Source organism: Roseofilum halophilum BLCC-M91 (assembly GCF_030068445.1).
Taxonomy (GTDB): domain Bacteria; phylum Cyanobacteriota; class Cyanobacteriia; order Cyanobacteriales; family Desertifilaceae; genus Roseofilum; species Roseofilum halophilum.
In genome coordinates, this window is the sequence record NZ_JAQPOK010000039.1 from 1 (window position 1) to 26,252 (window position 26,252).

Here is a 26,252-nt window from a genome sequence, read left to right on the forward strand (position 1 = left end):
GTGACTTGAATGGGGCAATAAACATAAAAAATAGGGCGGCAGGGCATTGCGTCCTTAAAGCTCGTGGAGTCCGACGCAATAGCGGGACTGCGAAGCGAGAAGCCCACACTATAGCGTCAGCTTAGTGTGGGAGTATGTCACGGATTCATCGATCCTCTTTTCTTACTCAACCCTGTGTTCATAAATCGGCATGGCTCTCAATCCTGTATTTATTTGGCTAATTGCTGGCTTTATCCTCTGCGTGATGGAACTGTTTACCCCCACCGCTTTTATTGAGCTACTCATGGGAGTCGGAGCCTTTGCGGTGGCTGGGGTGTCCTTATTGCTTCCTCAACTGGGGTTAGGAATACAAATTGGACTTTGGATGCTGTTCTCTTTGGGGTTGGTCTTAGGAACGCGCAAACTCTTACCCAAGCGGACTCCCTATAGTATTGGTGATTCCCAGGAAGCGCAAACCTTAACCGAAATTTTACCCGGTCAACCCGGACGGGTGTTATATGAAGGTAATTCTTGGTGGGCTAAGTGCGACGACCCCCAAGAGGCGATCGCCCCTGATGAAATGGTTTATGTTCTCCGTCGAGAAGGGAATACGTTAATCGTGATTCCCCAAAAAATGCTCAATTCTTAAAGAACTTGAATTAAATGATATGGAGGTTTTCCCATGGGTGAACTATTTGGTCTACTCGTTGCTCTATTTGTCGGGGGTAGTGCTTTATCTTGCATTAAAATCGTTAAACAAAGCGAACAAATGCTGGTAGAAAGTCTAGGAAAATATAATGGTAAAAAACTCGAACCCGGCTTAAATTTTTTAGTCCCTGTAGTCGATCGCATTTCTTTCAAAGAAACCACTCGCGAAAAGGTTCTCGATGTCCCGGCGCAACAATGTATTACCCGTGATAATGTATCGATTAGCGTGGATGCCGTCGTCTATTGGAAGATAATGGATTTAGAAAAAGCCTATTATCGGGTGGAAAATTTGAACGCGGCAATGACCAATTTAGTGCTAACTCAGATCCGCGCCGAAATGGGTCAATTAGAGTTAGACCAAACCTTTACCGCTCGTTCAGAAGTGAATGAAGTTCTGTTGCGAGAATTGGATATTTCTACCGATCCTTGGGGCATTAAAGTCACAAGAGTAGAATTGCGGGATATTGTCCCCTCTAAAGCCGTGCAAGATTCCATGGAGCTGCAAATGTCTGCCGAACGGAAAAAACGGGCAGCCATTTTAACTTCGGAAGGAGAAAGAGATTCAGCCATTAACAGTGCCAAAGGACGGGCAGAAGCCCAGGTTTTAGACGCGGAAGCGCGGCAAAAAGCAGCAATTTTAGATGCGGAAGCGCAACAAAAAGCGACGGTCTTAAGGGCGCAAGCAGAACGGCAACAATCGGTATTAAAAGCCCAAGGAACCGCCGAAGCCATGCAAATTATTACCAAGATGCTCAAAGCCGATCCGAGAGCCAAGGATTCACTGCAATTTTTAATCGCCCAAAACTATATGGATATGGGCATGAAAATTGGCAGTAGCGAGAGCAGTAAGGTAATGTTTATGGACCCTCGCAGTATTCCCTCTGCCCTGGAGGGAATGCGGTCAATTGTCGGTGATGCGGTGACTTCCTTAGACTCAGAAGAGGTGAATACCATGCCTAGTGAATTAGACCAGGATTTAAAAGCTATGCGATCGCAATCTTAAAGTAAGGAGTGGGAGCATCTTGCTCCCTAGTGCCGTGACACAGCTAAAAATGTGCATTAGCGTAGGGTGGGTTAGGCGGCTAAAACCTAGACTCTGACAGCAATCTATCAATCCGCCGTAACCCACCATTTTAGGGTTGTCACGGCAGTAGTGGACTGTTTCATCTAATTTGATGCATTAGAGGAGTGGGTAGCGTAGCGTGTCCGCAGGACAAATATCTTGCTCGCTGTTGTTTTCCCTAGCGAGCGAGACGCTCGCACTCCGGGAAACCTATCGCCCTATTTTAGCTTAAACAGTCCAGTAGAGTGGGCAGGAGGATAAGTGACATGATTCAACTTCTACAAGCAGAGCCTGCCCACCTTACCCATGGACTACCCATGGAATCGATTCAAAGCTCACCAACACCCTCTTAAAGCTCGGAAGCGGGTAACAGTTGGCACTGTTCACACAGTCCAAAAAATTCTAGGGTATGATAGAAGATTTTGAACTCGTAGGATTTTTGCAGACTCGTTTCTAGGTCATGCACGGGACATTCCGGGAGTATAATCGACTCACCACATCTTAAGCAAGTTAAGTGATGTCGATCCTGTTCAATCGAGGTATAGACTGCTTCCCCATTAGGTAAGGTGCGAGATTGGATCGCACCTTTTTGTTTGAGTCCTTCTAGAGCGCGATAGATCGTTGCTAGTCCGGTGGTTTGACTGCGACTGCGTAGTTCAACATAGATATCTTGAGCAGAGAGCGATCGCTGAATCTCTTTCAGAAGTGTAATAATTTTCTGTTGACTGCGAGTATACTTAGATTTCATGACCAGTATAATAATTAAAATTGTAATTAAAACTCAAGTATTACCCCAACGGAAAGGCTTTGTGTAATGCTTGTCTTGGTGAAATTTTCCTCATCGCTCGCTCGCCAACCAATTCTCTACTCGCCAACCAATTCTCTAACTGCAAATTGGGAATTTCTCTAAAATGATGAGCTATAGGGGTAGGGTGGGCACTGCCCACCCTACAAATTGGCTTGATAATTACGCTTTCGCCGTTAAGCGGGTTAAAACCTGCGTCGAGCGATCGACAAAAGACTTCATTCCACCGGAATCAAAGCCTTTTTGTGCCATCAGAGCCAAATCATAAACTTGATGACAAATCAGATTGGCTAATTCCGCAGAAGGGGAAGATCCTTCACCGGAAATGATTGTGCCTTGACTCAAGCGCAATAAATCTTGAATCAGTGGATGAGCGGTATTGACTAACAGAATATGCTCTTCGGGAAACTTCGCTGTTTCTTGTTGGAACATGGCGTTCATTTCCTGCAAGCGGCGCATAAATTCGGGCAATAATACCATGGCGGGTGGATTTTGTTCGTTATTATTGCCTTTCAAGGATTCGGTGCGAATCTGAAGTTTGGGTTTATTAAGGGCTTTCTCGAACAGTTCTTTAATCTGTTCGCTGGCAGTGGTATTGGTTTTCGGATCGACAATTTCCTTGTCGTTTTCCTTATCCAATAATTGCTCGTCAATTTCGGCATCCACGCGGGAGAATTTGACATCAGAATGCTCGCGCTCTAGGAAGCTGATAAAGTGAGGATCGATGAAGGAGTCCATATAGAGAACTTCTAACCCTTGATTTTGGTGAAGTTGGATATAGGTTCCTTGGTTGACTTCATCGGTGCAGTAGAAGACGCGATTTTCGTGGCGCTCTTTGTTGCGCTCTAGGTATTCTTTTAAGGTGCTATAGGTGTGTCCTTGAGCGTCTTTGTTGCTGGGTTGAACCTCTTGCCAAGCGTCTCCTTCTTCTGCTTGTACTTGTACTTCTGGGGTAGTCTCGGCAGTTTCGCCGTCCCAAGTGGTACGGTAGATGATGATATCTTCGACTTGGTTCTTAAATTTGTCGTCGTTGAGACAGCCAAATTTAACGAATGTGCCTAAGTCTTTCCAGCTCTTGATGTAGTCTTCGCGGGAGTCGCGGTATTGTTCTTTGAGGCGATCGCCGACTTTCTTGGCCACAAAGTCTGCTATCCTGCGGACGGTGCGATCCATTTGCAGAGCAGATCGAGATACATTCAGGGGAATATCGGGACTGTCAATCACCCCGCGCATGGGAAGCAGGAATTTAGGGATAATTTCCTCGCAATGCTCAGAGACAAACACCTGATTGCAGAACAGCTTAATCTGTCCTTTGGTGACATCCACATCCGGCTTAAGTTTGGGGAAATAGAGAATCCCGTTGAGCAGGAAAGGATAATCGGTTTTCAGATGAATCCACAGCAGGGGTTCTTCTTGGAAGGGATAGAGATAGCGATAAAACTCTAGATAGTCCTCATCCGTGAGATCTTGGGGAGATTTACGCCAGAGAGCATCCCGCTTATTAATTTGCTCTCCATCGAGCATAATCGAAACGGGCATAAAATCACAGTAGGTTTTCACCAACTGTTTAATCCGCGTCGGTTCTAAGTATTCTTCCTCTTCATCCATCAGAGTCAGAATAATGGTTGTTCCACGGGTGGTACGCTCCGAATCTTCGAGCTTAAACGCTGGGGAACCATCACAAGTCCAGTGAACCGCTTGCGCTCCTTCCCGATAAGAAAGGGTATCGATTTCTACTTGTTTAGCCACCATGAAGGAAGAATAAAAGCCTAGACCAAAGTGGCCGATGATCCCTTCTTCTGTGGTTCCCTTATACTTTTCTAGGAATTCTTCGGCGCTAGAAAAGGCAACTTGGTTAATATATTTTTTGACTTCATCGGCACTCATACCGATGCCATTATCGCTAATGGAGAGGGTTTTCTTCTCTTTATCAAGAGTAATCACGATTTCGGGTTCTCCGACTTCACCGGAAAATTCATCGGTGTGGGAGACCATTTTTAATTTGGCGATCGCATCTACCGCGTTAGAAACCAATTCCCGAAAGAAAATCTCATGGTCAGAATAGAGGGATTTTTTGATAATCGGGAAAATATTCTCGGTATGAATATTGATTGTGCCTTGTTCAAGTACAGTCGTCATCGTTGATAATAAAGGATAGCGAGAAGTGACATAGATAGATATTCTAATTTTGGAAGATGGAGGCCAGTTTGCCTAGACGACTGCACCGTACCGTTGATTCGGATCTCCCTACTTTATAGAGGTTTTGATAGCGCTCTTCTGCCACTCTCGGAAAATGACAGAAGACGGGGGAGGCGATCGCCGTTTAAGATTGGGGACGGATTTCACTACAAACTTGATAGAACGTGGTTACCGGAGGCTCAACAAACAACGGTAGCATCTTGTGTAAAATTTTTTCATTGGCCTCATTCTTATTGGCTTCCATATCCTCAATATGATCCCAGAAGATCACGGCAATTCCCCGGTCTGTTCCCGGTTCCTGTAGCAAGTAGGCTCCCTCAAATCCCTGGCTATAGGTGGCGATCGCCTCTTCGTACAGCTCTCGTGCTTCGGCAAACTTACCTGGCTTAAATTCACCTACCGCCACATAAGCATACTTGTAATTGGGTTTAAGATAATCTAAAAATTCACTCATGGTTTCGCTCACACCTTCACGCGATCGCTTAGTTGCCGTTAATAGTTTGCCATAGCTTGGGGAGGATTCATCCGGATTTGGGGACGGGGAGATTCCCTATTCCCCATTCCCTCCTGCTATCGACTGGGAATACCTAACTGATCTAAATCCGGTTCAATACCAGGAATCAGGGGTAGGGGTGGAGGCGCTCCGGGAGTGGGGGCTAAAGGTTGGCCAACCCTGGATAAATCGGGATAAAATCCTCTGGGTTGCTCGCGAGCTTCAATGCAATCACCGATCGCCGTTTGGGGAGTTAAATCCATATCCCGACTGATCCCCACCACACATTGGGCAAAGCGTCGGGGTAAGAGCGATCGCCGACAAGTCTCTAGTACAGTGCTGGCGATCAGATCCGATTCATCGATGCCATTAATATCAGTGACGCAACTGGCCAAATCTAGGGGACGGCGCACTTGCCGACAGGTAGACAAGGCGGCTGCGGGATCAATATCATCATTATCATTGGCAATTCCGATGACACATCCGGAAATATCCCTGGGATATAAGGCAGCACCACAAGCCTTAGAGCGCTCTGGGGCAGAGATTCCCATCTGAGCTAACTCATAATCACAGGTTTCAAAGCCATTGCGGGCGATCGCCGGTTCCGGGGGCACAAGTACAGCACTGAAGGCGACCAAAACCCCACCCATCAAAGGACTCAAGGCAGACATTAGGCGAAATTTAGGATTAGACATCCTGACAACTCCTCACAAAACACAACAGGGCCAGCAGTTGTTTCTAATTATTGCCTGAAGTGAGATTAGAAGCTACAACTGCTCTCTAATAATTTACAGTGGATAAGGTATGGAAAACTAAGTTTATAGAAAACAGAGGACACCTTAACCTATGCATTTAAGTGAACTCACTCACCCCAACCAATTACATGGCCTGTCCATTGCCCAATTGGAACAAGTCGCACGTCAGATCCGAGAAAAGCATCTACAAACGATCGCGGCTAGTGGAGGGCATTTAGGCCCTGGTTTAGGGGTGGTTGAACTGACCTTAGCCCTGTATCAAACCCTGGATCTTGACCACGATAAAGTCGTTTGGGATGTGGGTCACCAAGCCTATCCCCATAAAATGATTACGGGACGCTACAACGAATTTCATACGTTACGGCAAAAAGATGGCATTGCGGGCTATTTAAAGCGATCGGAGAGCAAATTTGACCATTTTGGTGCTGGACACGCTTCTACGAGCATTTCTGCGGCACTGGGAATGGCTTTGGCACGGGATAGGATGGGCGAAAACTATAACGTTGCTGCCATCATTGGAGATGGCTCGCTCACGGGAGGAATGGCCCTAGAAGCGATTAACCATGCCGGCCATTTACCCCATACACGGCTGTTGGTGATCTTAAACGATAATGAAATGTCCATTTCCCCCAATGTGGGAGCCATTTCCCGGTATCTGAATAAAATGCGCCTGAGTCCGCAGATGCAGTTTTTGACGGATAACTTGGAAGAACAGTTTAAGCATATTCCCTTCTTGGGCGAAACCTTTACCCCAGAGATGGAGAGAGTCAAGGAAGGGATGAAGCGCTTGGCGGTCTCTAAAGTTGGGGCCGTGATTGAGGAATTGGGCTTTACTTATATGGGGCCAGTGGATGGCCACGATCTACAGGAGCTAATCACCACGTTTGAGCAAGCGCACCAAATCGAGGGGCCGGTTTTGGTGCATGTATCAACGACAAAAGGAAAAGGCTATGCGATCGCCGAAAACGATCAAGTCGGCTATCATGCCCAAAGTCCCTTTAACCTGGCAACCGGTAAGGCCATCCCCTCCAATAAGCCCAAACCCCCCTCCTATTCCAAAGTCTTTGCCCATACCCTCACCCAACTGGCCGAAAATAATCCCAAGATTATCGGCATTACCGCAGCCATGGCCACGGGAACGGGTCTAGATAAACTCCACGCCAAATTACCCGACCAGTATATCGATGTGGGCATTGCCGAACAACATGCCGTGACCCTGGCTGCCGGGTTAGCCTGCGAAGGAATGCGGCCCGTCGCTGCCATTTATTCCACCTTCCTACAACGGGCCTACGACCAAGTAATTCATGATGTCTGTATCCAAAAACTCCCCGTCTTCTTCTGCTTAGACCGGGCGGGAATTGTCGGTGCAGATGGCCCCACCCACCAAGGAATGTATGATATTTCCTACTTGCGCTGCTTGCCCAATTTGGTGCTGATGGCTCCCAAAGATGAAGGCGAACTGCAACGGATGATTGTCACGGGTATTGATTATACCGATGGCCCGATCGCCATGCGCTATCCTCGCGGCAATGGTTACGGTGTGCCTCTGATGGAAGAAGGCTGGGAACCTCTGGAAATTGGTAAAGGGGAAATCCTACGCAATGGCGATGATTTACTCCTAGTTGCCTATGGTTCCATGGTGCATCCTGCCCTACAGGTAGCCGAACTGTTGAGCGAATATGGCGTAGAAACCACCGTGGTTAATGCTCGCTTTGCCAAACCCCTAGATACGGAGTTGATTCTACCTTTAGCCGAAAAAATCGGTCGCGTCGTCACCCTGGAAGAAGGCAGCTTAATCGGTGGCTTTGGCTCTGGTATCGTAGAAGCGCTAATGGATGCCAATATCGTGGTTCCCGTTCAGCGTTTGGGTGTCCCCGATATCCTCGTGGATCATGCTACGCCCGATCAATCGAAAACCGCTTTAGGATTAATGCCAGCACAAATGGCAGATTCGATCCGCGATCGTTTTTTCCAAAACCAGCCCACCCCCGTCAACGCTTAATTTTAGGGAATAGGGAATGGGGAATGGGGAATAAGCCATCTCCCCATCCCATCTACAACGCTTCTGGTTTGTATAGACGTAAACTCTGGAGGGAGACAGAGAAGGGGGGCGGGTTTACAAAATGGGCTGGTGAGTCTTCTAGTTATGGGGTTAACCCGCCCCTACAAATCCATTGTTTCGGCTGTCGCCGACATGAAAATTGTTAATTGTTAATTGTTCATTGCCATGACTCGGCAAACCCACGATCAATTTGCCAAACAATACCTAAAAGAACTGCTCGAACCCCTGGGAACCGTAGAAATTAGTCGCGAAATTCCAGGGGAAACCCTGCAAATTGACCTCTTTTTCCAACCTTCCCCGGAACCTCCCAGTAACCCTCCACCCTTGGGTTTACTCGCTCAACTTGCCTCTACCCCTTGCCTATGGGAACCGTTTCGCAACTGTCCCAGTAAACGAGAAATTAGTAGTTGTGTCCTCAAACTGCTGTACATCCATGGAGAATTCTATCGTCAGGCAACACGAGACAAACAACCTATAGATACCCAAACCTTACCCAATCTGTGGATTTTAACCCCCACCGTATCCGAAAGAGTTGTAGAGTTGTGTGGCGCTCATGCAGATGAGAAAAATTGGTGTACGGGAGTTTACCGATTTGCCGAGCTTTTCCACACCGGAATTATCGCCATTAACCAACTCCCCGAAACCCCAGAAACCCTCTGGTTAAGACTGTTGGGAAAAGGGGGAACCCAGAAAAGAGCCATCCAACAAGTGCTAGAGCTGCCAGATGATGATCCGCAACGGCGTAGTATTCTAGAACTCATTGGCGTATGGCGGATTAATGTACAAGCTAAAATAGACCTCAATCCAGAAGACCAGGAGTTAGTTATGGAATTAACCCCCGCTTACTTAAAATGGCGAGAAGATACAGTACAAGAAGGTGTTCAACAGGCTAAACGAGTAACGATTGAAACGTTATTGAGGACTCGCTTTGGTTCTTTGGATGAGGAGTTAGTGGGAATGATAGACAGCATGATGGAACTGGCTCTAGAAGAGTTGATTCCGGTCTGTATGCAGGCTTCTCGTGAGGAGTTGTTAGCCCGGTTTAGTCCAGAAAATTAATCCCCTGGTGTTCCCAGAAACCTGGCTTCTCCCATGTCTATCGTAGATGGTAAACTGCGTTAGGGTCTTAACGTCCCTATCCCCCTATCCCCTCATCCTCCGATCATGCTTACCGTTGCCATCCCCAAAGGGGCCTTACTTAAAGAAACGATTCAACTGCTCCAGCAAGCGGGCCTCGATTTTAGTGCCTTTCTGGACTCAAGTAACCGTCAACTGCAAATTGTCGATCCGACGGGAACCATGAAAGGGTTATTGGTTCGCGCTCAAGATGTGCCCGTTTATGTCGAATATGGACAAGCCCAATTAGGGATTGTCGGCTATGATGTGTTGCGGGAAAAGAAACCGAATGTTGCCCAACTTGCCGATCTCGGTTTTGGGTATTGCCGCATGTCTGTAGCGGTGAAGCAGTCGAGTCCGTATGAAGAAGTGCTGGATTTACCTGCCCATTGTCGAGTTGCCTCTAAATCGGTCAATTGTGCCAGGGAATATTTCCATGGGTTAGATTTGCCCGTGGAGATTATCCCCTTGTATGGTTCTGTGGAGCTTGGGCCGATTACAGATATGTCTGAGGCAATAGTCGATTTAGTCTCTACAGGCAAAACCTTGAAGGAAAATGGGTTAGTGGAAATTAAGAAATTATTCGATAGTACCGCCTATTTGATTGCCCATCCCTTAAGTTATCGCCTGAATGTGGAAGGGATCGATCGCTGGATTACCCAATTGCAAAACTCTTAAGCTAACCTCGATCCATTATCCATTATTCATTAATCACTTCCACAATTCCTTTTTCCCCATCAATGCGAACCCATTGCCCATCATGCAAGCGTTCCATAATGTTGGGAATATCCATTACTGCGGGAATTCCGTACTCTCGCGCCACGATCGCCCCATGGGATAGCCTTCCCCCAACTTCGGAAATCAATCCCCCTGCCTTACCTAAGACTAGAGACCAACCCGAATCCGTATAAGGAACGACTAAAATTGTATCCGCATTCACTTCTCCTACCTGCTGTAATTGATGCATTATTTTTACCCGACCTTCCGCTTGTCCCGGACTTGCGCCAATGCCCGATAACTTTTGCCCTTGCTTGAGTATAGGTCTGTGAGGAGAAGGGGTGAGTCTTTTGATGGGTTGATAGCCATAGACCACATAAGGGATAGATTTCACCTCTTTATCTTCAGCCAACTCCGCTTTGCGAGTCGCAATTATTTCCGGTATACTCTTCGCCGATCCGGAGATATCCGTATTTTCAGACAACACCCCTTGTACCTCCGGCAAAGTCAGAAAAAAGATATCCCCTTTACTGTGTAAAATAGCCGCCTCTATCCAGAACTTCTCTAGAGCCAAGAAACTCCAGCGCAACTCGGCCAACAATTGGCTATAGACTTGAGTAACGCGACCTTTAAGATTTAAGCGCACTTGTACAATTTGAATTTTTAAGCCTTTCGGTAAGGTTTTGGGGCGATCGCCTTTGATATCATGTAACTGTCTTAAAAACATATCCCTAACCATCCTCGGATGATCCCGCCATCGAGGAACGGAAATATCTGTAGCCACCTCACTCAGATACCCATAATCTTGCATAAACTCGTAAAGCTGATCGATAATATTCTGACCATCCGGTAGTTCAGACAGCCGACCAAATAAGCTTTCCGGGGTTTCCGTCTCCAAATGGGGTAACAAATGGTGGGCACAAGTGGCCAACTCTTTCAGGGCTTCGAGAGCCGCAACTTCCGGCATTTTCTGATAATCCAAATCCTGTTCAGAAACCCGAAAGACCGCCTGCCTCAAGGCGAAACTCAACGGAGCCAAAATACTGTAATAGGTCGCTCGCTTAAGAGTTTCTAAAATTAAATCTACTCGGTCTAAACACTCCTGTGGCGTTTGAGGAGATTGGCTTTTCAATTGCTCTAAGGTAGGGGCAAACCACTGACGGTTATCGCGCTCAAAATCCTCTTCTAGAAACCATTCCCGTTGCAACAGTCGCCATAATCCCGGAATCTGTTTTACCGTTGATGATACGGGCGGTCGGGTAAACTTGGCTCCTCGGGTGAGAAACTCCAAACTTTCGGGAGGCAGTCCCATTTTGCGGAAAATATCCCCTAATAAAGATGCATTAAAATAGGCAACAGAATGGTGGAGCGTGGCTAATTGATTTAAGTCTAAATTAGCAATTTTTGTGCCTAAAACAATGGCAAAAATATCGCGCCAGACTCCACAAGTGAGGGGCTGATTAATTGACCAGGTAAGGGGATGAATAAAACCGGGAATTACTTCTGCTGCGATTTTTCTGGTCCAAATGGGAATCAGGGTGGTAATGGGGCGAGTTTGTAAAATCCAGAGTTGTTGGCCATCATACGTCCATTCAATATCTTGGGGAATTCCGTAATAGTGGCCTTCAATTTGACGGGCAATTTCAGCCACTTGGTGAATTAAGGCGGGGGGAATATCTCCGTCGCCATTTAAGATTTGGGTCGTGGGTTCTCCCTCGGTTTCAACGACTAACACGCGGTAGGATTCTGGAGTCACTTGACCGGATACGACAAGGGTGGGATCTCCGGGAAGGGCTTCAATAATTACATCATCGCCACTGCGGGCAATGGGATCGCGGCTAAAGGCGACACCGGAAAAAACTCCAACAATTTGTTTTTGAATTAAAACGGCGACTTGGGTATCGGGGAGTTGTCGATTTTGCCGATAGGCGATCGCCTGGGGATTATCGGCCGATCGCATACAGGTGAGGATGGCTTGGTGGAGGCTTTGGGGGTTGGCGATCTGGGGAATACTGGTATATTGACCGGCGGCCGAGGAGTAATTGGTATCTTCTCCAAAGGCTGAAGATCGGACAATGAGAGGGTTTTGGGGGGAAGGTTTGAGCCAGTCGATGGCTGGTTGGGGGTCATCTCCAGGGAGTAAAATCCAACCCGGTGGTACAGCATAACCGAGTTTTTTTAGGTAGGCCAGGTTAGCGGCTTTTGCACCGACTTCTTGGGATTTGAGGGGTCGATCAAGGGAGAGAATACCGGAGTTTCGGGAAAAAAATGAGGGCATATTGGGGTTTGGGGTGGAGGAGTCGGCAGGAAGATCGAGGTCGTCGGGGATGTGTTGGTAGATGAGCGCAAGGGTGGCATTGAGGGAGATGGTGGCGATCGCCAAACCTTTGGCACTCGGATGCATGAGAATCTGAAGCAGGGGAAACAGGATTAAAATCCCATATTGACGGGATTTGCGCTCCCGGACGATAGCCAAACCCACCAGGGCAATCAGTCCCACAAGCAGGGAAATTTGCCAATTATGTACCACTAATCCCCAGGTGGCGTTGGTGGTTCCTGCGCCTTTGCTGATGAAGTAGCGCCCCAAAACTAGGGCAATGAGGGCGAGGATTTCCCACACGGGACTCTGGGGAAAGAGCGATCGCGCCAAGAGAACTGCACCGATCCCTTTTCCCGCTTCCGATAAGACGGCACTGATGCCGGCCACTTTACCCCCATGATAAAAGGCCGCCGAGACCGAAATATTGCCCGTCCCCAGTTGAGCTAAGTTTTTGCCAGTCAAGGCCAAGGTTAGCCATTGGATCAGGGGAGTGCCGCCGAGCAATGGACAGAGGGTTAAAATAGCCAGACCTTTGAGCAGTTCCATAGACATAAATGATCCGCAATGATCCGCGAGTGGTCGTTGATGGCGATCTTAATATGACAATGGGGAGATGGGGAGGATGGGAATAGGACATCTGAGTGTTTCCGGATCTCCCCATTCCCGTTTCTTTCTAGCTAATTTTGGGCCCTAAACCAACGGTTCCGGCATAAACGGCCAGTTCGCCTAATTCGTCTTCAATGCGTAATAGGCGATTATACTTGGCGATCCGTTCGCTGCGGGAGAGGGAACCGGTTTTGATTTGTCCCGCGTTCGTGGCGACGGCTAAATCGGCGATCGTGGTATCTTCGGTTTCTCCAGAGCGGTGACTGATGACGGAACGATAGCTGGAGCGAGCGCCGAGGGCAATGGTATCCATGGTTTCGGTCAGAGACCCGATTTGATTGAGTTTAATCAAAATGGCATTGGCGACGGAGCGATCGATTCCTTGCTGTAAGCGGATGGGATTGGTCACAAATAAGTCATCGCCGACGAGTTGGATGCGATCGCCCAATTTTTCCGTCGCCAGTTTCCAATTGTCCCAATCATCTTCAAAGAGAGCATCTTCCATGGAAACAATCGGATAGCGATCGATTAAATCCCCCAAATAGCCCACAAACTCTTCCGCCGAGTGGGAAGAGCCATCATAAGTATAATTGCCATTGTCGTAGAATTCGCTGGCCGCTAAATCTAAGGCGAGGGAGACTTGTTTTCCCGGTTCATATCCCGCCTTGCTAATGGCTTCCATGAGGATATCCAGGGCCGCTTGGTTAGAGTCTAAGTTGGGTGCATATCCCCCTTCATCTCCCACTCCCGTGAGTAAATTGCGCTCTTTAAGCACCTTACTCAAGGACGCAAACACCTCTGCACCCCAACGCAGAGCATCCTTAAACGTAGATGCGCCATGGGGGACAATCATAAATTCTTGGAAATCGACATTATTGTCTGCATGGGCCCCACCATTGATCACATTCATCATGGGAACCGGGAGGACATTGGCAGAAGGGCCGCCCAAATAGCGATATAGGGGCAATCCTAGGGTTTCGGCGGCCGCTTTGGCAGTAGCCAGGGAAACAGCGAGGATGGCATTTGCGCCCAATTCTTTCTTGTTGCTGGAGCCATCTCGGTCAATCATCAGATGATCGACCAACCGTTGATTGAGAGCGTCTATCCCCACCAGTTCGGGGGCAATTTTTTCTTTGATGTTGCGAACGGCGGTTAAGACTCCTTTGCCACCATAGCGAGCGGGGTCATCATCTCGCAGTTCATGAGCTTCAAAGCTGCCAGTTGATGCACCACTGGGGACTTGGGCTAACCCCATAGCACCATTGGCTAAATAGACTTCTGCTTCTACGGTGGGGCGGCCTCTAGAGTCGAGAATTTCGCGGGCGTTGATTTGGGCGATCGCAGTATCGAGTTCAGGCATAATCTTAGAGTTGTCCTTATTGTGTCTAGGGAACGTTTGTTAGAATACGCCATGGATAGCCAATCCGCCTTGAATTTTGGAAAGTATTTGGGATTGAAACTTGGAGATTAAACCATGCGATTTTTACACACCATGTTACGAGTGAAAAATTTAGAAGAGTCTCTAAGCTTTTATTGTGACGTTTTAGGGATGAAACTGCTGCGCCAGAAGGACTATCCGGGGGGAGAGTTTACCCTAGCCTTTGTTGGGTATGGGGAAGAGTCGGATCATACCGTTCTGGAGTTGACCTATAACTGGGGTCAAGACCAGTACACTCTCGGCGATGCCTATGGTCATATTGCCCTAGGGGTTGAGGATATTTATCAAACCTGTGACCAAATTAAGGGGAAAGGCGGTAAAGTGGTGCGCGAACCGGGGCCGATGAAGCATGGTTCGACGGTAATTGCTTTTGTGGAAGACCCGAATGGCTATAAAGTGGAACTGATCCAAACAAAGTCTTAGAGAGCTTCGGCAAGAGTTATATGACTGCCAATGTAGAGCAAGGGAGAAACATAACCCCCCTTCAAGCGAATGAATGGAAGCCCCTGCTAATGGTCGGGGGATTTTTTTTGATGGTCTGTATGGTGCTGGTGTTGCATCGCCATTTCACGTTCTACTCGTCCTACGATCAGGGCATTTTTAATCAGGTGATGTGGAATGGAGTCCAGGGGAATTTTTTCCAAAGTAGCCTGTCGTCGCAGCTTTCGACGAATGTGGTTCATGCTGGGGAAGTGCCAGAGGTGAGTTATCACCGGTTGGGACAGCATTTTACCCCGGCTTTGCTCTTCTGGTTGCCGTTCTATTCTTTGTTTCCGCAAGCGGCGACCCTATCCGTATTATTAGTGACGGTGATTTCGGCGGCGGGTCTGGTGTTATACGTGCTGGCTCGGCAGTATTTGGAGCCGACTCCGGCTCGCTGGATTACATTTAGCTATTATGGGGCCCATGCGGTAATTGGGCCAACTCTGTGTAATTTCCATGATAATTTCCAGTTGCCTCTGTTTATGTTTACGCTGCTGCTGGCCATGGAAAAGCGCTGGTGGTGGCTGTTTGCGCTCATGTGTCCTTTGATTTTGGCCATTCGCGAGGATACGGGGATTGCTTTGTTTGGGGTGGGCATGTATATGATTTTGAGCCGCCGGTTTCCTCGGATTGGGGCGATCGTTTGTGTGCTGAGTTTTGGGTATATTTTGGCGTTGACCAATCTGATTATGCCCCTGTTTTCCGATGATATTTCTAAGCGCTTTATGTTGGAGCAATTTGGCCAATATACGGAGGCAGAGGAAGCGTCAACCCTGGATATCATTGGGGGGATGTTGATGAATCCGGGGAAATTGGCGATCGAATTGTTTACGCCATTTTCACTGACGATTAGGTATATTATCGCTCAATGGCTGCCCCTTGCGTTTGTGCCGGTGGTGGCCCCGACTTCCTGGGTAATTGCGGGGTTTCCCTTGCTGAAATTACTCTCCGGTCAGACGACTTCCTTACTCTCGATTAATGTGCGCTATGCCATTGCTCTGGTTCCGGGCCTCTGTTATGGGACGATTTTATGGTGGTCTGGGGAAGGGTTTAATAATTTTTTTCAGCCCAAAAAGCCACGGAAACCCCGCTCTCTGACACGCTTCTGGAAACGGGTGTGGGCAATTTGTCTTAGCACTTCGATTTTTTTGGCGATCGCCGCTAATCCCAATCGCACGCTATACTTCATTGTGCCCGATGCCGTGGAGCCATGGGTTTATGTCTCCCCCCTCCAACAATGGCAAAGAAGCCGGGAAATCTATGAGATTATCGGTCAAATTCCCGACGATGCCAGTGTTGCAGCCACAACCTATATCATTCCCCATCTGTCGAGTCGTCGCGAGATTATCCGTTCCCCCTTTGTGTTTATTCGGGGCGATAATGGGCAAGTGGAAACAGTGGATTATCTGGTGGTTGATTTATGGCGTTTGGTGCGCTATCAACCGGCGTTTGATGATGATTTAGAATTGCTCAAAATCCATGTGGGGTTAATTAATCATCTGCTTGTCACATCCCAGTATGGCGTGACTGAGTTTATCAATGGGGTGATTTTAATGCAAAAAGGGGTTAATTCTGTTCCCCAGGAGTTACAGCAATGGCAAGAATATGAACAATCCATTCAACCGATTTTGAATCAACTACAAGTGCCATGAGACAGGGTAGGGGCGGGTTTCAAACCCGCATGAGACAGGGTAGGGGCGGGTATACCCTATCCTCCATTTCCCACCGATGTAGGGGCGGGTATACCCTATCCTCCATTTCCCACTGATGTAGGGGTGGGTATACCCTATCCTCCATTTCCCACTGATGTAGGGGTGGGTTTCAAACCCACCCCTACAAATTCATAATTCCCCATTCTTGTAGGGGTGGGTTTCGCCCAGATTGAGGACAGGCAGCGATCGCCTGATTAAAAACCAAATTATTTTAGATTATGATTATGGAAGTGTAATTTCCAGCTAAAGGTATTCATTGTTAAGGGTTCATTCATCGGGGTTTTTGTCGGCATGTCAATCCAGTTTAATATCGGAATTCTCTATGCCGTTTTGGCCTATGGAGCCTGGGGACTCTTACCCCTGTACTGGAAGTTATTAGAGTCTGTGCCTGCGGTGGAGATTCTCTGTCATCGGATGATGTGGTCTGCATTGCTATTGTTGGCAGTGTTGGCGATACAGGGACGATTGATAGAAGTGAAGCGATTGTGGCGATCGCCGAAACGGTTGGCTCTGCTCTTCTCTACAGCCGCCCTGATCTCGCTGAACTGGGGCATTTATATTTATGGTGTGAATAGCGATCGCGTTTTGGAAGCCAGTTTGGGCTATTTTATTAATCCCCTATTCAGCGTTTTCCTCGGCTATGTCTTTCTGGGAGAGAAACTGAATATTTGGAAAATAATCGCCGTGATCCTGGCTGTTCTGGGAGTCGGGAATCTGATTTGGGAACTCGGAGAAATTCCGTTGATTGCGATCGGTCTAACCCTAACCTTCGGATTATACGGTCTCATCCGTAAAGTTGCCGCCATCCAAGCCCTGGCCGGATTAACCGTTGAAACCCTCCTAATGACCCCCTTTGCCCTCGCTCTAGTCCTGCATTGGGCAAAAACCGGCTCAGGCAACTTTGGACTCACCTTACCCATCACCCTCCTATTTATCGGTTGTGGTCTAGTCACCTCCTTACCCTTACTCTGGTTTAACTTAGCTGCGAAAAAATTACACTTATCAACCCTGGGTTTTTTGCAATATATCGGGCCCACATTTCAACTGATTTTAGCCGTCTTTCTCTATCACGAACCCTTTACCCGCACCCACGCCATCTCCTTTGGCCTCATTTGGACAGCACTGGCGATTTATTCAACCCATTCTCTCCTTCAGGTCGTGGGTGCATCGAAAGTTTCCGATTATCAGTAATCAAGACCTCAAAAAGTTAGGCCTTTTAATTTTCGATCGCGGTAGGAATTGATCCTATCCAATCCTATTCCCACTCGCGATAGAATGGGTTGCATTTGACAGCTCAGATGAGATATACTCAACCCGAATCTGATTTACACAAGGATGAACGATCTTCAAACAATAAAGACCCGTTGCCCCAGCATCGTTGTTAAGAAAATATGCATTGACCATAAAGGACAAAAAAGAGGGAAGTTTTAATGGAATACCCAAGCTGTTCGCTTTCAATCTTGGTAGCCCGTACCGACATTCCATTTATGATGCACACCATTCCTCATTTGGTGAAGATGTGCAACTTCCCCTTTCGCCAACGCTTGCTGGCCATCGATACAGCCCCTCTTTCAGGAGATAAAGTCAATCGTCCTGGGGTAGGAACATTAGAGCAAGTACGTGAATATTGTAGCCAGTTATTATCTTCTGGAGCCGTCGATCGCGTGGTAGATATTAACTACGATCCAGACTACCGCCGTCAAGTTTATCAAAAACATTTGGGTAACGGTAGTATCCGACCGACCCATAATTATAAAGGTTATCCTATTCTAGGCACAATTTTTTCCCTGGAAGAACCAACGGGTGATTATCTTCTGCACTTCGATAGTGATATGATGCTCTATCAACAGTCAGATTATAGCTGGATCGAAGCCGGTATTGAAGTATTCAAAAATCATCCAGAAGTGATGGCCGTTCGTCCCTTATCCGGGCCCCCCACAGAAGACAAGAAATTTTATCAAGGCAAAAAAAAATATACAAAAGATCCAGACGGATTTTATAAATTTAAGTTTTTCTCATCTAGAGCGTATTTAATTGACCGCAAACGCTTCGATTCTTTACTCCCGTTGCCAGTCCTATGGCGTTCCTATCGTAATCAATGGCTCAATCCTCTACCGAGTCAAATGAAAACGATCCTCAACTGCTATACGGGTAAGGGGAAACTTGCATCTTGGGAAGTGATGGTCTCGCAACGGATTGAAAATAACGCCTATGTTCGTGCTACGATGGATTCGCCACAAGCTTGGACGATTCATCCGAATACGCGATCGCCAAAATTTATTGCTGCCCTACCGGAAATTATACAAGCCATTGAATCGGGCCAGTATCCTTCAACTCAAGCAGGGTACTACGATCTAAAACTCAATGATTGGTTGAATTATTTGAGTGCTTAAGCGATCGATAAATACTGTTTTTGGGGTCAAAATATGCCATTAGAATCCTTGAAAAATGCGATTAAAAGTAGACTACCCTGGACAAACAACTTAACCCAGAAACTCAAAGCAAAAACCTGGCCCGATCGCTCAATTGCCTGTTATGTTGGCAATAAACCCATGGTACTAGAATCTGATTTGCGAGCTAAAGGAGCCAGTGGATCGGAAGCTTCTATTATCTTTTTGACTCAAGAATGGGCAAAAAAAGGGTATCAAGTTACGGTTTACACCAATACTGAAGGTAAAGATGGAGTATATAATGGCGTTAATTATCAGCATTTCCGTCAATGCAATTGGTATGATAAGTTTGATACGCTTTTAATCGCCCGCAATCCAGGGTTATTGAATCTAGAGACTCAAGCTAAACGGATTTGGTTAGAATGGCAAGATGTGGCTTATCCGCCCAAGTCTTTTACGCCCAAATATTTAGATAAGTTTGATAAGATTTTTGCTAAAAGTCACTATCAACGACAGCTTTTACCGCAAGTGCCGGATGAAAAATTTGTGATTATTCCTAATGGGGTGTCACCTTGGGTGCTGGAAATGGGCGATCGCCCCAAAAATCCCTACAAGCTCGTCTATGCTTCGAGATATTACCGGGGTCTGGAATCCATGCTATCCTACGGCTGGCCGATTATTAAACAGGAAATCCCCGAAGCAGAACTGCACCTTTTTTATGGCTTTACCAAGAGGGATGAGCGTCCAGCACGGCTCCCTTGGAAGCAGAAAATGATGGAACTCATCGCTCAACCGGGAGTAATCGATCGCGGCAAAGTCGGATATGAGCAACTAATGGCAGAAAAAGCAACAGCCTCTATCCATTACTATGGCTGCACCTATGAGGAAGTAGACTGTATCTCCGTGCGCGAGTCCTCCCTAGTCGGTTGTGTGCCCGTTACCACTGATTTTGCGGTATTGGGGGAAAAATCCTATTGCATTACCGTTCCTGGAGAACCAGCCGATCGCAACACTCAAGAGGCGATCGCCCATAAAATCATCCATCTATTAAAAAATCCCGATGAATTAGAATCTATCCGTCAAAAAACCAAGGAACTGGCTAAACACGAAACCTGGAATAATCTCGCCCCTCTTTGGTTAAGATCTCAGCATGAAAAACCCTAACTACTAAGATGTTTGTAAAGGTGATTGTGTAACTATTTGTTTTCATCAAACGGTAATAAATAGAGGGGATCTTAATTGATGTTTATTTTTGTTTGTGCTATCATAGAGAAACAATTTCTGAAATCTTGACATGCTAAAAAAAATCCTAAACAAAATATACAAATCCGTACAACCTCACTCTGCAAAAAAACAGAAATATTCTAAGAAAGAAAAACGTGACTTTCTATTTAACACTTTACCTAAACAGTCTGTAGGAGCTGAAATTGGTGTTCATGAGGGAGAATTCTCGCAGCAGATGATAGAGGCCCTTTCGCCTAAAGAGTTACACTTGATTGATCCTTGGGAGTATCAAGACTCAAATGACTACAAAGATGCACTCTATGGAGGTAAGGTAAACGATGGGCAAAAAAGTATGGATGAGCGGTATGCTAGAGTTTGTGACAAATTTAGCGATTCAATTAAAATGGGTCAGATAAAAATACATCGTGGATATTCCACAGATGTTTTAGAAAAGTTTCCTGATGAGTATTTTGACTGGATCTATATTGATGGAAATCACCTCTATGAGTATGTAAAAGCAGACTTACAATTATCACTTCGTAAAGTTAAAGTTAATGGACTGATAACAGGAGATGATTGTTACTTAGGTGGATGGTGGGGAGATGGTGTCGTGAAAGCCGTAAACGAGTTTTCTGACAATGGAAGGGTTAAACTCATTGCAAAACGCTACGGCCAGTTTATTTTTGCCAAACAATCTTAAATGGCCTTCTTGAGGACATCTGTAACAATTCTGATTTCTGAACTAAGTGAGAACAAATCCTCCATTTTTCAACTGATTTAACCTTCTTGGCAGTGGTACACCCTATGGCAGGCTTAAGAACTTTAATCCAAAATAGAAAAAGTCAACTTAAGACTAACTATTATACATACCGCATCCACTCAACTCCCGATCCCTACAGCATCGCCTTTAGATCCAATCCTTACAAAGTCATTTTTATACTCGGTCACATGCGATCGGCATCCTCTCTCCTCGTTCATTTATTAAACAGTAACCCAGAAATTATTGGTTACGGAGAAAGCCATATTCGCTATTCCAGCGAGCAAGATCTAAAAAAACTCCTATACAAAGTTTATTCCCGTGTTGGAGAATTGAGGATGAACCATCCTTACATCCTGGATAAGCTCCTACATAATAGTAAGCTTCTGAATGAAGACCTTTTGCTCTCAAAGCATATTTATAAAATTTTCCTGATTAGAAATCCTCAGCAAACCTTACCCAGCATCTTAAAAATCAAACCCCATTGGAGCCAAGAAAAAACTGTCGATCACTATATCAGCCGTTTAGCAACCTTAGAAAGGTATGCAGAACAGATTAACTCTAAAGAACGCTCTTTACTAATCACCCACGATCAGCTTTTGCATCAAACAGAAGAGGTTTTTAGAGGGCTGCAATCATTTTTAGAAGTCCATCGTCCATTTTCAGAACAATATCAGGTCTTAAGCACCACAGGAAAGCGTGGAGTCGGTGATTCTTCAGACAACATTAAACAAGGAAGAATTATCAGAGATCGCTCAAATCCAGAATTGTTGATAAAACCATTTAACAACATTCAACCTTGTCTAGAAAGTTATAATAATTGTATTTCAACCTTATCCAAATACTGCAATCTAATCTAATATCAATGTGGAGATCCAATTTATGTCTCAAGATCGAGAAAATATTATCATTAAAGCATTGAAAAATCCACAAGGTGCTGTTAAAAGAGTCCAAAATAACATAAAAGACTATCTAGAAGAAGGCGCACACATCTTATCCCTACGTCCTTCAGATTCAACCCTCATTAACCAGAAAGAAATTAGGATAGTTGGTTTAATGAGATCCGGTAATCATGCGATTACCAATTGGATCAGGCAACAGCAAGGGGGTTCAATTAATTATCTTAACAATATTCCCTGTGACAAGAATCCCTATCAACACTTTTATGAAAGACACCTTATCTATAATAAGTACCCAAAAACGATCCGCAAACTCAAACGACAAGCTCAAGGAAAGTTAATTACACATGATTGTTTAATTTATAGTCATGAAGATTATAGCTTAGAACAGGTGACCGATCCAGAATTTGAGAAGAACCACGATCTCTATATGGGAAAAAGTGGAGAAAGATATGACGTACTGATTATTAGAGATCCTTTCAACTTAATAGCGAGTCGATTGAAGAGTGGTTTTATTGATGTTAAAGCCCCGAATAGAAAAGCCATTGATTTATGGATAGCCTATGCCCAAGAATATTTAGGAGAAACAGAGTACCTAAAACATAATAAAACTTGTGTAAATTATAATCAATGGACAACGGATGTAGAATACCGTAAAAGCATTGCTCAACAACTTGGTTTAGAATTTTCTGATACTGGTTTTAATGAAGTTAAGGCTCAAGGTGGCGGCAGTTCCTTTGAAGGACAGAAATTTGATGGTCAAGCCAGTAAAATGGATGTTCACAATCGCTGGAAAGTTTACCAAGATAATGAGGTGTATCGTCAGATGTTGAATCAGGATCGAGTATTTGAGTATTCGGAAAAAATCTTTGGTCGAATTACAGGAGTGGAGGCGTTAAGAAGCGGCTAGTTTATCTCAGTTTATTTTCAAAAATCTCAAAGGTTCTGAGCAGAGTAATCGCTGAACGGTACGCTTCTTCTGTTAATTCTAATTGTTCCTCTGGAGTATCCACAATCTCATCTGCCAATAACCTTAAAGAACCAATCATGGAATTGAGTTGAGTTCTCGCTTCATAGGAGGCTTTAGATAGGGTTTCATAGTCAACCCTTGTTTGTCCAGTCGATTCTGCCTCTTCTGTTTCTGCAAATTGCATGGAATGGAGACGATGATACAATCCCTGTTTTTCCAGTAATTCTTGGTGAGTCCCTATTTCTATCACTTCACCTTTATCTAAAACGGCAATTTGATCGGCATTCTGAATGGTGGAGAGACGGTGAGCAATGACTAATGTGGTGCGATCGCGACTGAGATGATCGATCGCCTCCTGCACGATACGTTCAGACACCGTATCCAGCGCACTGGTGGCTTCGTCTAAGATCAAGATATCCGGATCTTGCAGCAAAGCTCTGGCGATCGCCAACCTTTGGCGTTGTCCCCCAGAAAGCATCACCCCGCGATCGCCCACCTCCGTCTCCCATTGTCTCGGTAACTGCATAATAAAATCATAAGCATTCGCCTGTTTCGCTGCCGTTATCATCTCATCCTCCGTAGCATCTGGACGAGCATAGATAATATTGTTCCTCACCGTATCATTAAACATAAACGTCGTTTGACTCACAATCCCCATCGATCGCCGCAAACTTCTCAGCTCAAACTCACGAATATCCCGACCATCAATCAGAATAGAACCCTCCGTCGGATCGTAAAACCTAGGCAACAAATCCGCAAACGTTGATTTACCCGCTCCTGACGAACCCACCAGAGCCAAACTCTTTCCTCTCGGTAACACCAGATCGGCACTCTTAATCACCAAATTACTATGACCCGGATACGCAAAGGATATCCCTTTGAAATGTATTTTATCCTTAAACCCATTAAACGGAACAATCCCCTGAGTCATAATCGGCTTATTATCACGCCGCCAAATATCATAGGCAAAATCAACACTTGCTGACGCTTTAGCCAGAGTATTTCGCACATTATTAATTTGATTAACCACTGGCATCATCCGAAACAGGATAAATAGATAAGTGAGCAAAATAGCCGATAAACTTTCCAGTTGACTGGAAAAAAATGTACGACCTACCAGTAAAATAGAAATCACTGTCAAGATATTAGTGATTTCACTCAGGGGTTTAATCAGGGCACTATTACTTTGAGCTAAGAAATTAAAGTTCTCCAGCTCAAGCATCATATTCTTAATCAAACCAAACTCTTTTTGCTCATTCCCAACCGACTTAACTAATCGAACTCCTCCTAGAACTTCCAATACCTTAATCGAGTATGTTTTTTGCCGATTGGATACTTCTCTTCCCAACCGCTTAGAGCGTTTAATTACCCCTTGATTCACCACCGCCACCAAAATGATCAGTAGGGTAGAAATAATCGTCAACTGCCAAGACAGTGAAATGAGGAAAAACAAGAAAACAAACGATGTAATTAAATGGATCGTTAAATCAATATAGCTATTAACAGCCGTCGTCGTTTGTCCCGTATCTCCCCCCAAACGTTTTGTAATATCACCTAACTTATTTTTACTATAAAAATCAATATCCGTTTCTAGAAGAGTTGACATAATATCAATCTTCATACTGTTTGTGATTCTTCGCTTGAAGGCGGCTGCCACAATAGCACGCAAATAATTGACCCCTTCCTTAAGAACAATTGTTAAGATAATCGCAACTAACATCACCCCTAGTCGATACTGTTCGGGGATGCCTTCAAAGGGGGAAAAGATAAATTGAAGGGCAGGAGGCGCACCTCTGAGCTTAACTTCTTGTCCCACAATCTGAAGAACAACTGGAATAATCAGGGCGGTATTGACCCCATTAAAGATTGCGCCCGAAAATCCTAGGACAATATTTGCTATCAAAGGTAGAGGATATTTTTTTAAGTAATAAAATACAAAGTCTCTAGAAGATATTTTGGCTCTCATTGGCTTAACTCATTTCAATACAATCATGACCTTCAGATATATCATCCAAGTCCATCAAGCAAATTCGCTAAAATTTTTGACATCGCTTCAATACTATAGTTTGCTATACATCGTTCGCGGCTTTCCCGACCTTTTTCATTGGCTAAATCTAGATCGTTGAAAATCGCATTGATCTGAGCGGCAATCCGATCGGGAGACTCCGGATCGACCAAATATCCCGTCCCTCCTAAAATCTCTGGTAAATCCCCCACATTAGAAGCTAAAACCGGCTTGCCCATGGCCATAGCATCGGTCAATTTTAGCGGAAATTGGGCTAATGCAGCCGGTGTATTCCGTTGAGGCACGACCACTACATGGGCCGCAGACACCACTTCTGGCATTTTCTCGTAGGGCAGTTTGGGAATCTGAATAATCCAGCGTCCCCATCGCTCTTGCAAACGGCGATCGTAATCATCATAAGGACTACCGCCAATAATGACCACTCTTAAATCCGGTTGATTGAGTCGATCGAGTGCCAGTAAAACATCTTCAATTCCTTTGTAGGGTCGTGGCGCTCCGGGAAACATTAGCACTCGATAGTCTGAAAGTCCGTAGCGTTCTCTGGAAACTTCGGGATTATAATTTTGGGGATTAAACAAAGTCGTATCTTTACCATTGGGGACATAAACTCCGCCAAAACGCTCCTGTAAAAATCGGGTATGAACCGTCACTGCATCAGCCAGAGAAACTTGATTTTCCATCCATTTGAGATAGAGGGGATGATCGGGCATTCTCAACGCGCCTTCTGGCTTAAGAATATCGCGGCCAAACTGTTTTAGGCCGGGACGATAGCGCCATTGATCTCCCCCATGCCAACTCAATTCCCAATCATCAATGTCTAAAATCACAGGGCAACGACGCTGTAGTTTTTTCAGTAGGGCTAAACCAAAACTGGTGGGTTTAGGTCTTAAGGCGTATAGAATATCTCCTTGAATGGCTTTGAGTAAGGTTTGGGCCGAGCGGAAAAAACCCGGATAGTTGACACCTGGCACACAAACCATGGGATATTTGGACTTAGAGGGATCTGGAGGTTCGCCAAAGCTAAATCCCAGGATTTCTACTTCATGCCCCAGTTGAGTTAAGGCTTGGGCTAGTAGGAAGGTGCGGACAGCTCCTCCCCAACGGCCAGCTCCTGCTTGTGAGAGGTCACTGACGAGTAGAGAAATTTTTAATCGATTAGATTGGGTCTCCATCACCGGCGATCGCCCCAATACATCTGAATTAATACAGTCATCTTTGGTATCATTGTCTTCATCGATCAAGAATCCACTAATTTCAACCGTCCAGCCTGTAGAGCATCCAATATGCGATTAATTTCCTGCTTCATCTCCTGAGTCAGTGCCCTATTTGAGATCAGAGCCGAGGTAATAATCAAGTATTCTTTCGGTGTGAGTTGACCTCTTTCCAGAATTCCTTTAACCACTTGATGGGTGACTAAATTCGGTTGGCTAGATGGAGAACGGGACATAAGGCGTTAATCTAGTGAATTAGAAGGTAAACTGAATAAAACTGCACCTAATATCTTACCCTTACGATAGAAGAGAATAGGAT

Annotated in this window: 22 protein-coding genes and 1 pseudogene; 13 read left to right on the plus strand and 10 right to left on the minus strand. The window is 45.6% G+C overall.

From position 1 onward, the window contains the following. Positions 1 to 190 precede the first annotated feature (190 nt). Positions 191 to 628, plus strand: a complete 438-nt coding sequence (locus tag PJF56_RS04995; RefSeq protein WP_283761545.1) for an NfeD family protein — start codon at positions 191 to 193, stop codon at positions 626 to 628. Between the two features lie 33 nt (positions 629 to 661). Further along, positions 662 to 1,690 carry an SPFH domain-containing protein gene (locus PJF56_RS05000; protein ID WP_283761546.1) on the plus strand — a complete coding sequence of 343 codons (1,029 nt, stop codon included), beginning with the start codon at positions 662 to 664 and terminating at the stop codon, positions 1,688 to 1,690. 409 nt (positions 1,691 to 2,099) lie between these two features. On the opposite strand, the gene PJF56_RS05005 is transcribed toward PJF56_RS05000, so the two are convergent. The 4 genes from PJF56_RS05005 to PJF56_RS05020 all read right to left on the minus strand — a co-directional run bounded on the left by PJF56_RS05005 (position 2,100) and on the right by PJF56_RS05020 (position 5,942). After that, positions 2,100 to 2,498: a Fur family transcriptional regulator gene (locus PJF56_RS05005; RefSeq protein ID WP_283761547.1), complete on the minus strand. Its 399-nt coding sequence runs from the start codon at positions 2,496 to 2,498 to the stop codon at positions 2,100 to 2,102. 219 nt (positions 2,499 to 2,717) lie between these two features. After that, entirely contained in the window at positions 2,718 to 4,694 is a 1,977-nt protein-coding gene (gene htpG / locus PJF56_RS05010; protein WP_283761548.1) for a molecular chaperone HtpG, read from the minus strand. Positions 4,695 to 4,878: 184 nt separating this feature from the next. Then, a complete protein-coding gene (locus PJF56_RS05015) occupies positions 4,879 to 5,208 on the minus strand; it encodes a hypothetical protein (protein WP_283761549.1) in 330 nt (109 codons plus the stop codon). A gap of 116 nt (positions 5,209 to 5,324) precedes the next feature. Beyond that, the gene (locus PJF56_RS05020; RefSeq protein WP_283761550.1) at positions 5,325 to 5,942 is read right to left on the minus strand and encodes a hypothetical protein; all 618 of its coding nucleotides are present in this window, start codon (positions 5,940 to 5,942) and stop codon (positions 5,325 to 5,327) included. A 151-nt stretch (positions 5,943 to 6,093) separates the two neighbouring features. Here PJF56_RS05020 and dxs point away from each other — a divergent pair, with 151 nt between their 5' ends. From dxs to hisG, 3 genes are all read left to right on the plus strand, one after another. Further along, complete coding sequence (gene dxs / locus PJF56_RS05025; protein WP_283761551.1) at positions 6,094 to 8,004, plus strand: 1-deoxy-D-xylulose-5-phosphate synthase; 1,911 nt, start codon at positions 6,094 to 6,096, stop codon at positions 8,002 to 8,004. Positions 8,005 to 8,229: 225 nt separating this feature from the next. Continuing rightward, positions 8,230 to 9,123, plus strand: a complete 894-nt coding sequence (locus tag PJF56_RS05030) for a hypothetical protein (RefSeq protein WP_283761552.1) — start codon at positions 8,230 to 8,232, stop codon at positions 9,121 to 9,123. A gap of 105 nt (positions 9,124 to 9,228) precedes the next feature. Further along, positions 9,229 to 9,858 (plus strand): ATP phosphoribosyltransferase, encoded by a 630-nt coding sequence (gene hisG, locus PJF56_RS05035; protein ID WP_283761553.1) that lies wholly within the window; start codon positions 9,229 to 9,231, stop codon positions 9,856 to 9,858. Between the two features lie 22 nt (positions 9,859 to 9,880). Here the strand turns inward: hisG and PJF56_RS22320 are convergent, their stop codons facing one another. The 3 genes and pseudogenes from PJF56_RS22320 to eno form a co-directional block, all read right to left on the minus strand. Next, positions 9,881 to 10,147, minus strand: coding sequence for a PEP-utilizing enzyme (locus PJF56_RS22320; RefSeq protein ID WP_430540873.1), 267 nt, complete (start codon positions 10,145 to 10,147; stop codon positions 9,881 to 9,883). A 465-nt stretch (positions 10,148 to 10,612) separates the two neighbouring features. Next, positions 10,613 to 12,769, minus strand: a pseudogene (locus tag PJF56_RS22400) (glycerol-3-phosphate acyltransferase); the annotation flags it as partial. Positions 12,770 to 12,890: 121 nt separating this feature from the next. Beyond that, complete coding sequence (gene eno, locus PJF56_RS05045) at positions 12,891 to 14,183, minus strand: phosphopyruvate hydratase (RefSeq protein WP_283761555.1); 1,293 nt, start codon at positions 14,181 to 14,183, stop codon at positions 12,891 to 12,893. A 114-nt stretch (positions 14,184 to 14,297) separates the two neighbouring features. Between eno and gloA the strand changes: the two genes are divergently transcribed. The 8 genes from gloA to PJF56_RS05085 all read left to right on the plus strand — a co-directional run bounded on the left by gloA (position 14,298) and on the right by PJF56_RS05085 (position 22,636). Then, complete coding sequence (gloA, locus tag PJF56_RS05050; RefSeq protein WP_283761556.1) at positions 14,298 to 14,684, plus strand: lactoylglutathione lyase; 387 nt, start codon at positions 14,298 to 14,300, stop codon at positions 14,682 to 14,684. 20 nt (positions 14,685 to 14,704) lie between these two features. Further along, on the plus strand, positions 14,705 to 16,396 hold the full coding sequence (locus PJF56_RS05055; protein WP_283761557.1) for a DUF2079 domain-containing protein: 1,692 nt from the start codon (positions 14,705 to 14,707) through the stop codon (positions 16,394 to 16,396). Between the two features lie 351 nt (positions 16,397 to 16,747). Beyond that, positions 16,748 to 17,647, plus strand: a complete 900-nt coding sequence (gene rarD / locus PJF56_RS05060) for an EamA family transporter RarD (RefSeq protein ID WP_283761558.1) — start codon at positions 16,748 to 16,750, stop codon at positions 17,645 to 17,647. Between the two features lie 239 nt (positions 17,648 to 17,886). Further along, positions 17,887 to 18,849: a hypothetical protein gene (locus tag PJF56_RS05065; protein ID WP_347179446.1), complete on the plus strand. Its 963-nt coding sequence runs from the start codon at positions 17,887 to 17,889 to the stop codon at positions 18,847 to 18,849. Between the two features lie 33 nt (positions 18,850 to 18,882). Next, a complete protein-coding gene (locus PJF56_RS05070) occupies positions 18,883 to 20,010 on the plus strand; it encodes a glycosyltransferase family protein (RefSeq protein ID WP_283761560.1) in 1,128 nt (375 codons plus the stop codon). 130 nt (positions 20,011 to 20,140) lie between these two features. Then, positions 20,141 to 20,770 carry a class I SAM-dependent methyltransferase gene (locus PJF56_RS05075; RefSeq protein WP_283761561.1) on the plus strand — a complete coding sequence of 210 codons (630 nt, stop codon included), beginning with the start codon at positions 20,141 to 20,143 and terminating at the stop codon, positions 20,768 to 20,770. Between the two features lie 395 nt (positions 20,771 to 21,165). Continuing rightward, positions 21,166 to 21,687, plus strand: coding sequence for a hypothetical protein (locus PJF56_RS05080; protein ID WP_283761562.1), 522 nt, complete (start codon positions 21,166 to 21,168; stop codon positions 21,685 to 21,687). A gap of 22 nt (positions 21,688 to 21,709) precedes the next feature. Beyond that, complete coding sequence (locus PJF56_RS05085; protein ID WP_283761563.1) at positions 21,710 to 22,636, plus strand: hypothetical protein; 927 nt, start codon at positions 21,710 to 21,712, stop codon at positions 22,634 to 22,636. A 1-nt stretch (position 22,637) separates the two neighbouring features. Here the strand turns inward: PJF56_RS05085 and PJF56_RS05090 are convergent, their stop codons facing one another. From PJF56_RS05090 to PJF56_RS05100, 3 genes are all read right to left on the minus strand, one after another. Continuing rightward, a complete protein-coding gene (locus PJF56_RS05090) occupies positions 22,638 to 24,662 on the minus strand; it encodes an ABC transporter ATP-binding protein (RefSeq protein WP_283761564.1) in 2,025 nt (674 codons plus the stop codon). Between the two features lie 41 nt (positions 24,663 to 24,703). After that, entirely contained in the window at positions 24,704 to 25,894 is a 1,191-nt protein-coding gene (locus PJF56_RS05095; RefSeq protein ID WP_347179447.1) for a glycosyltransferase family 4 protein, read from the minus strand. Between the two features lie 65 nt (positions 25,895 to 25,959). Further along, a complete protein-coding gene (locus PJF56_RS05100) occupies positions 25,960 to 26,169 on the minus strand; it encodes a hypothetical protein (protein WP_283761566.1) in 210 nt (69 codons plus the stop codon). Between the last annotated feature and the right edge of the window lie 83 nt (positions 26,170 to 26,252).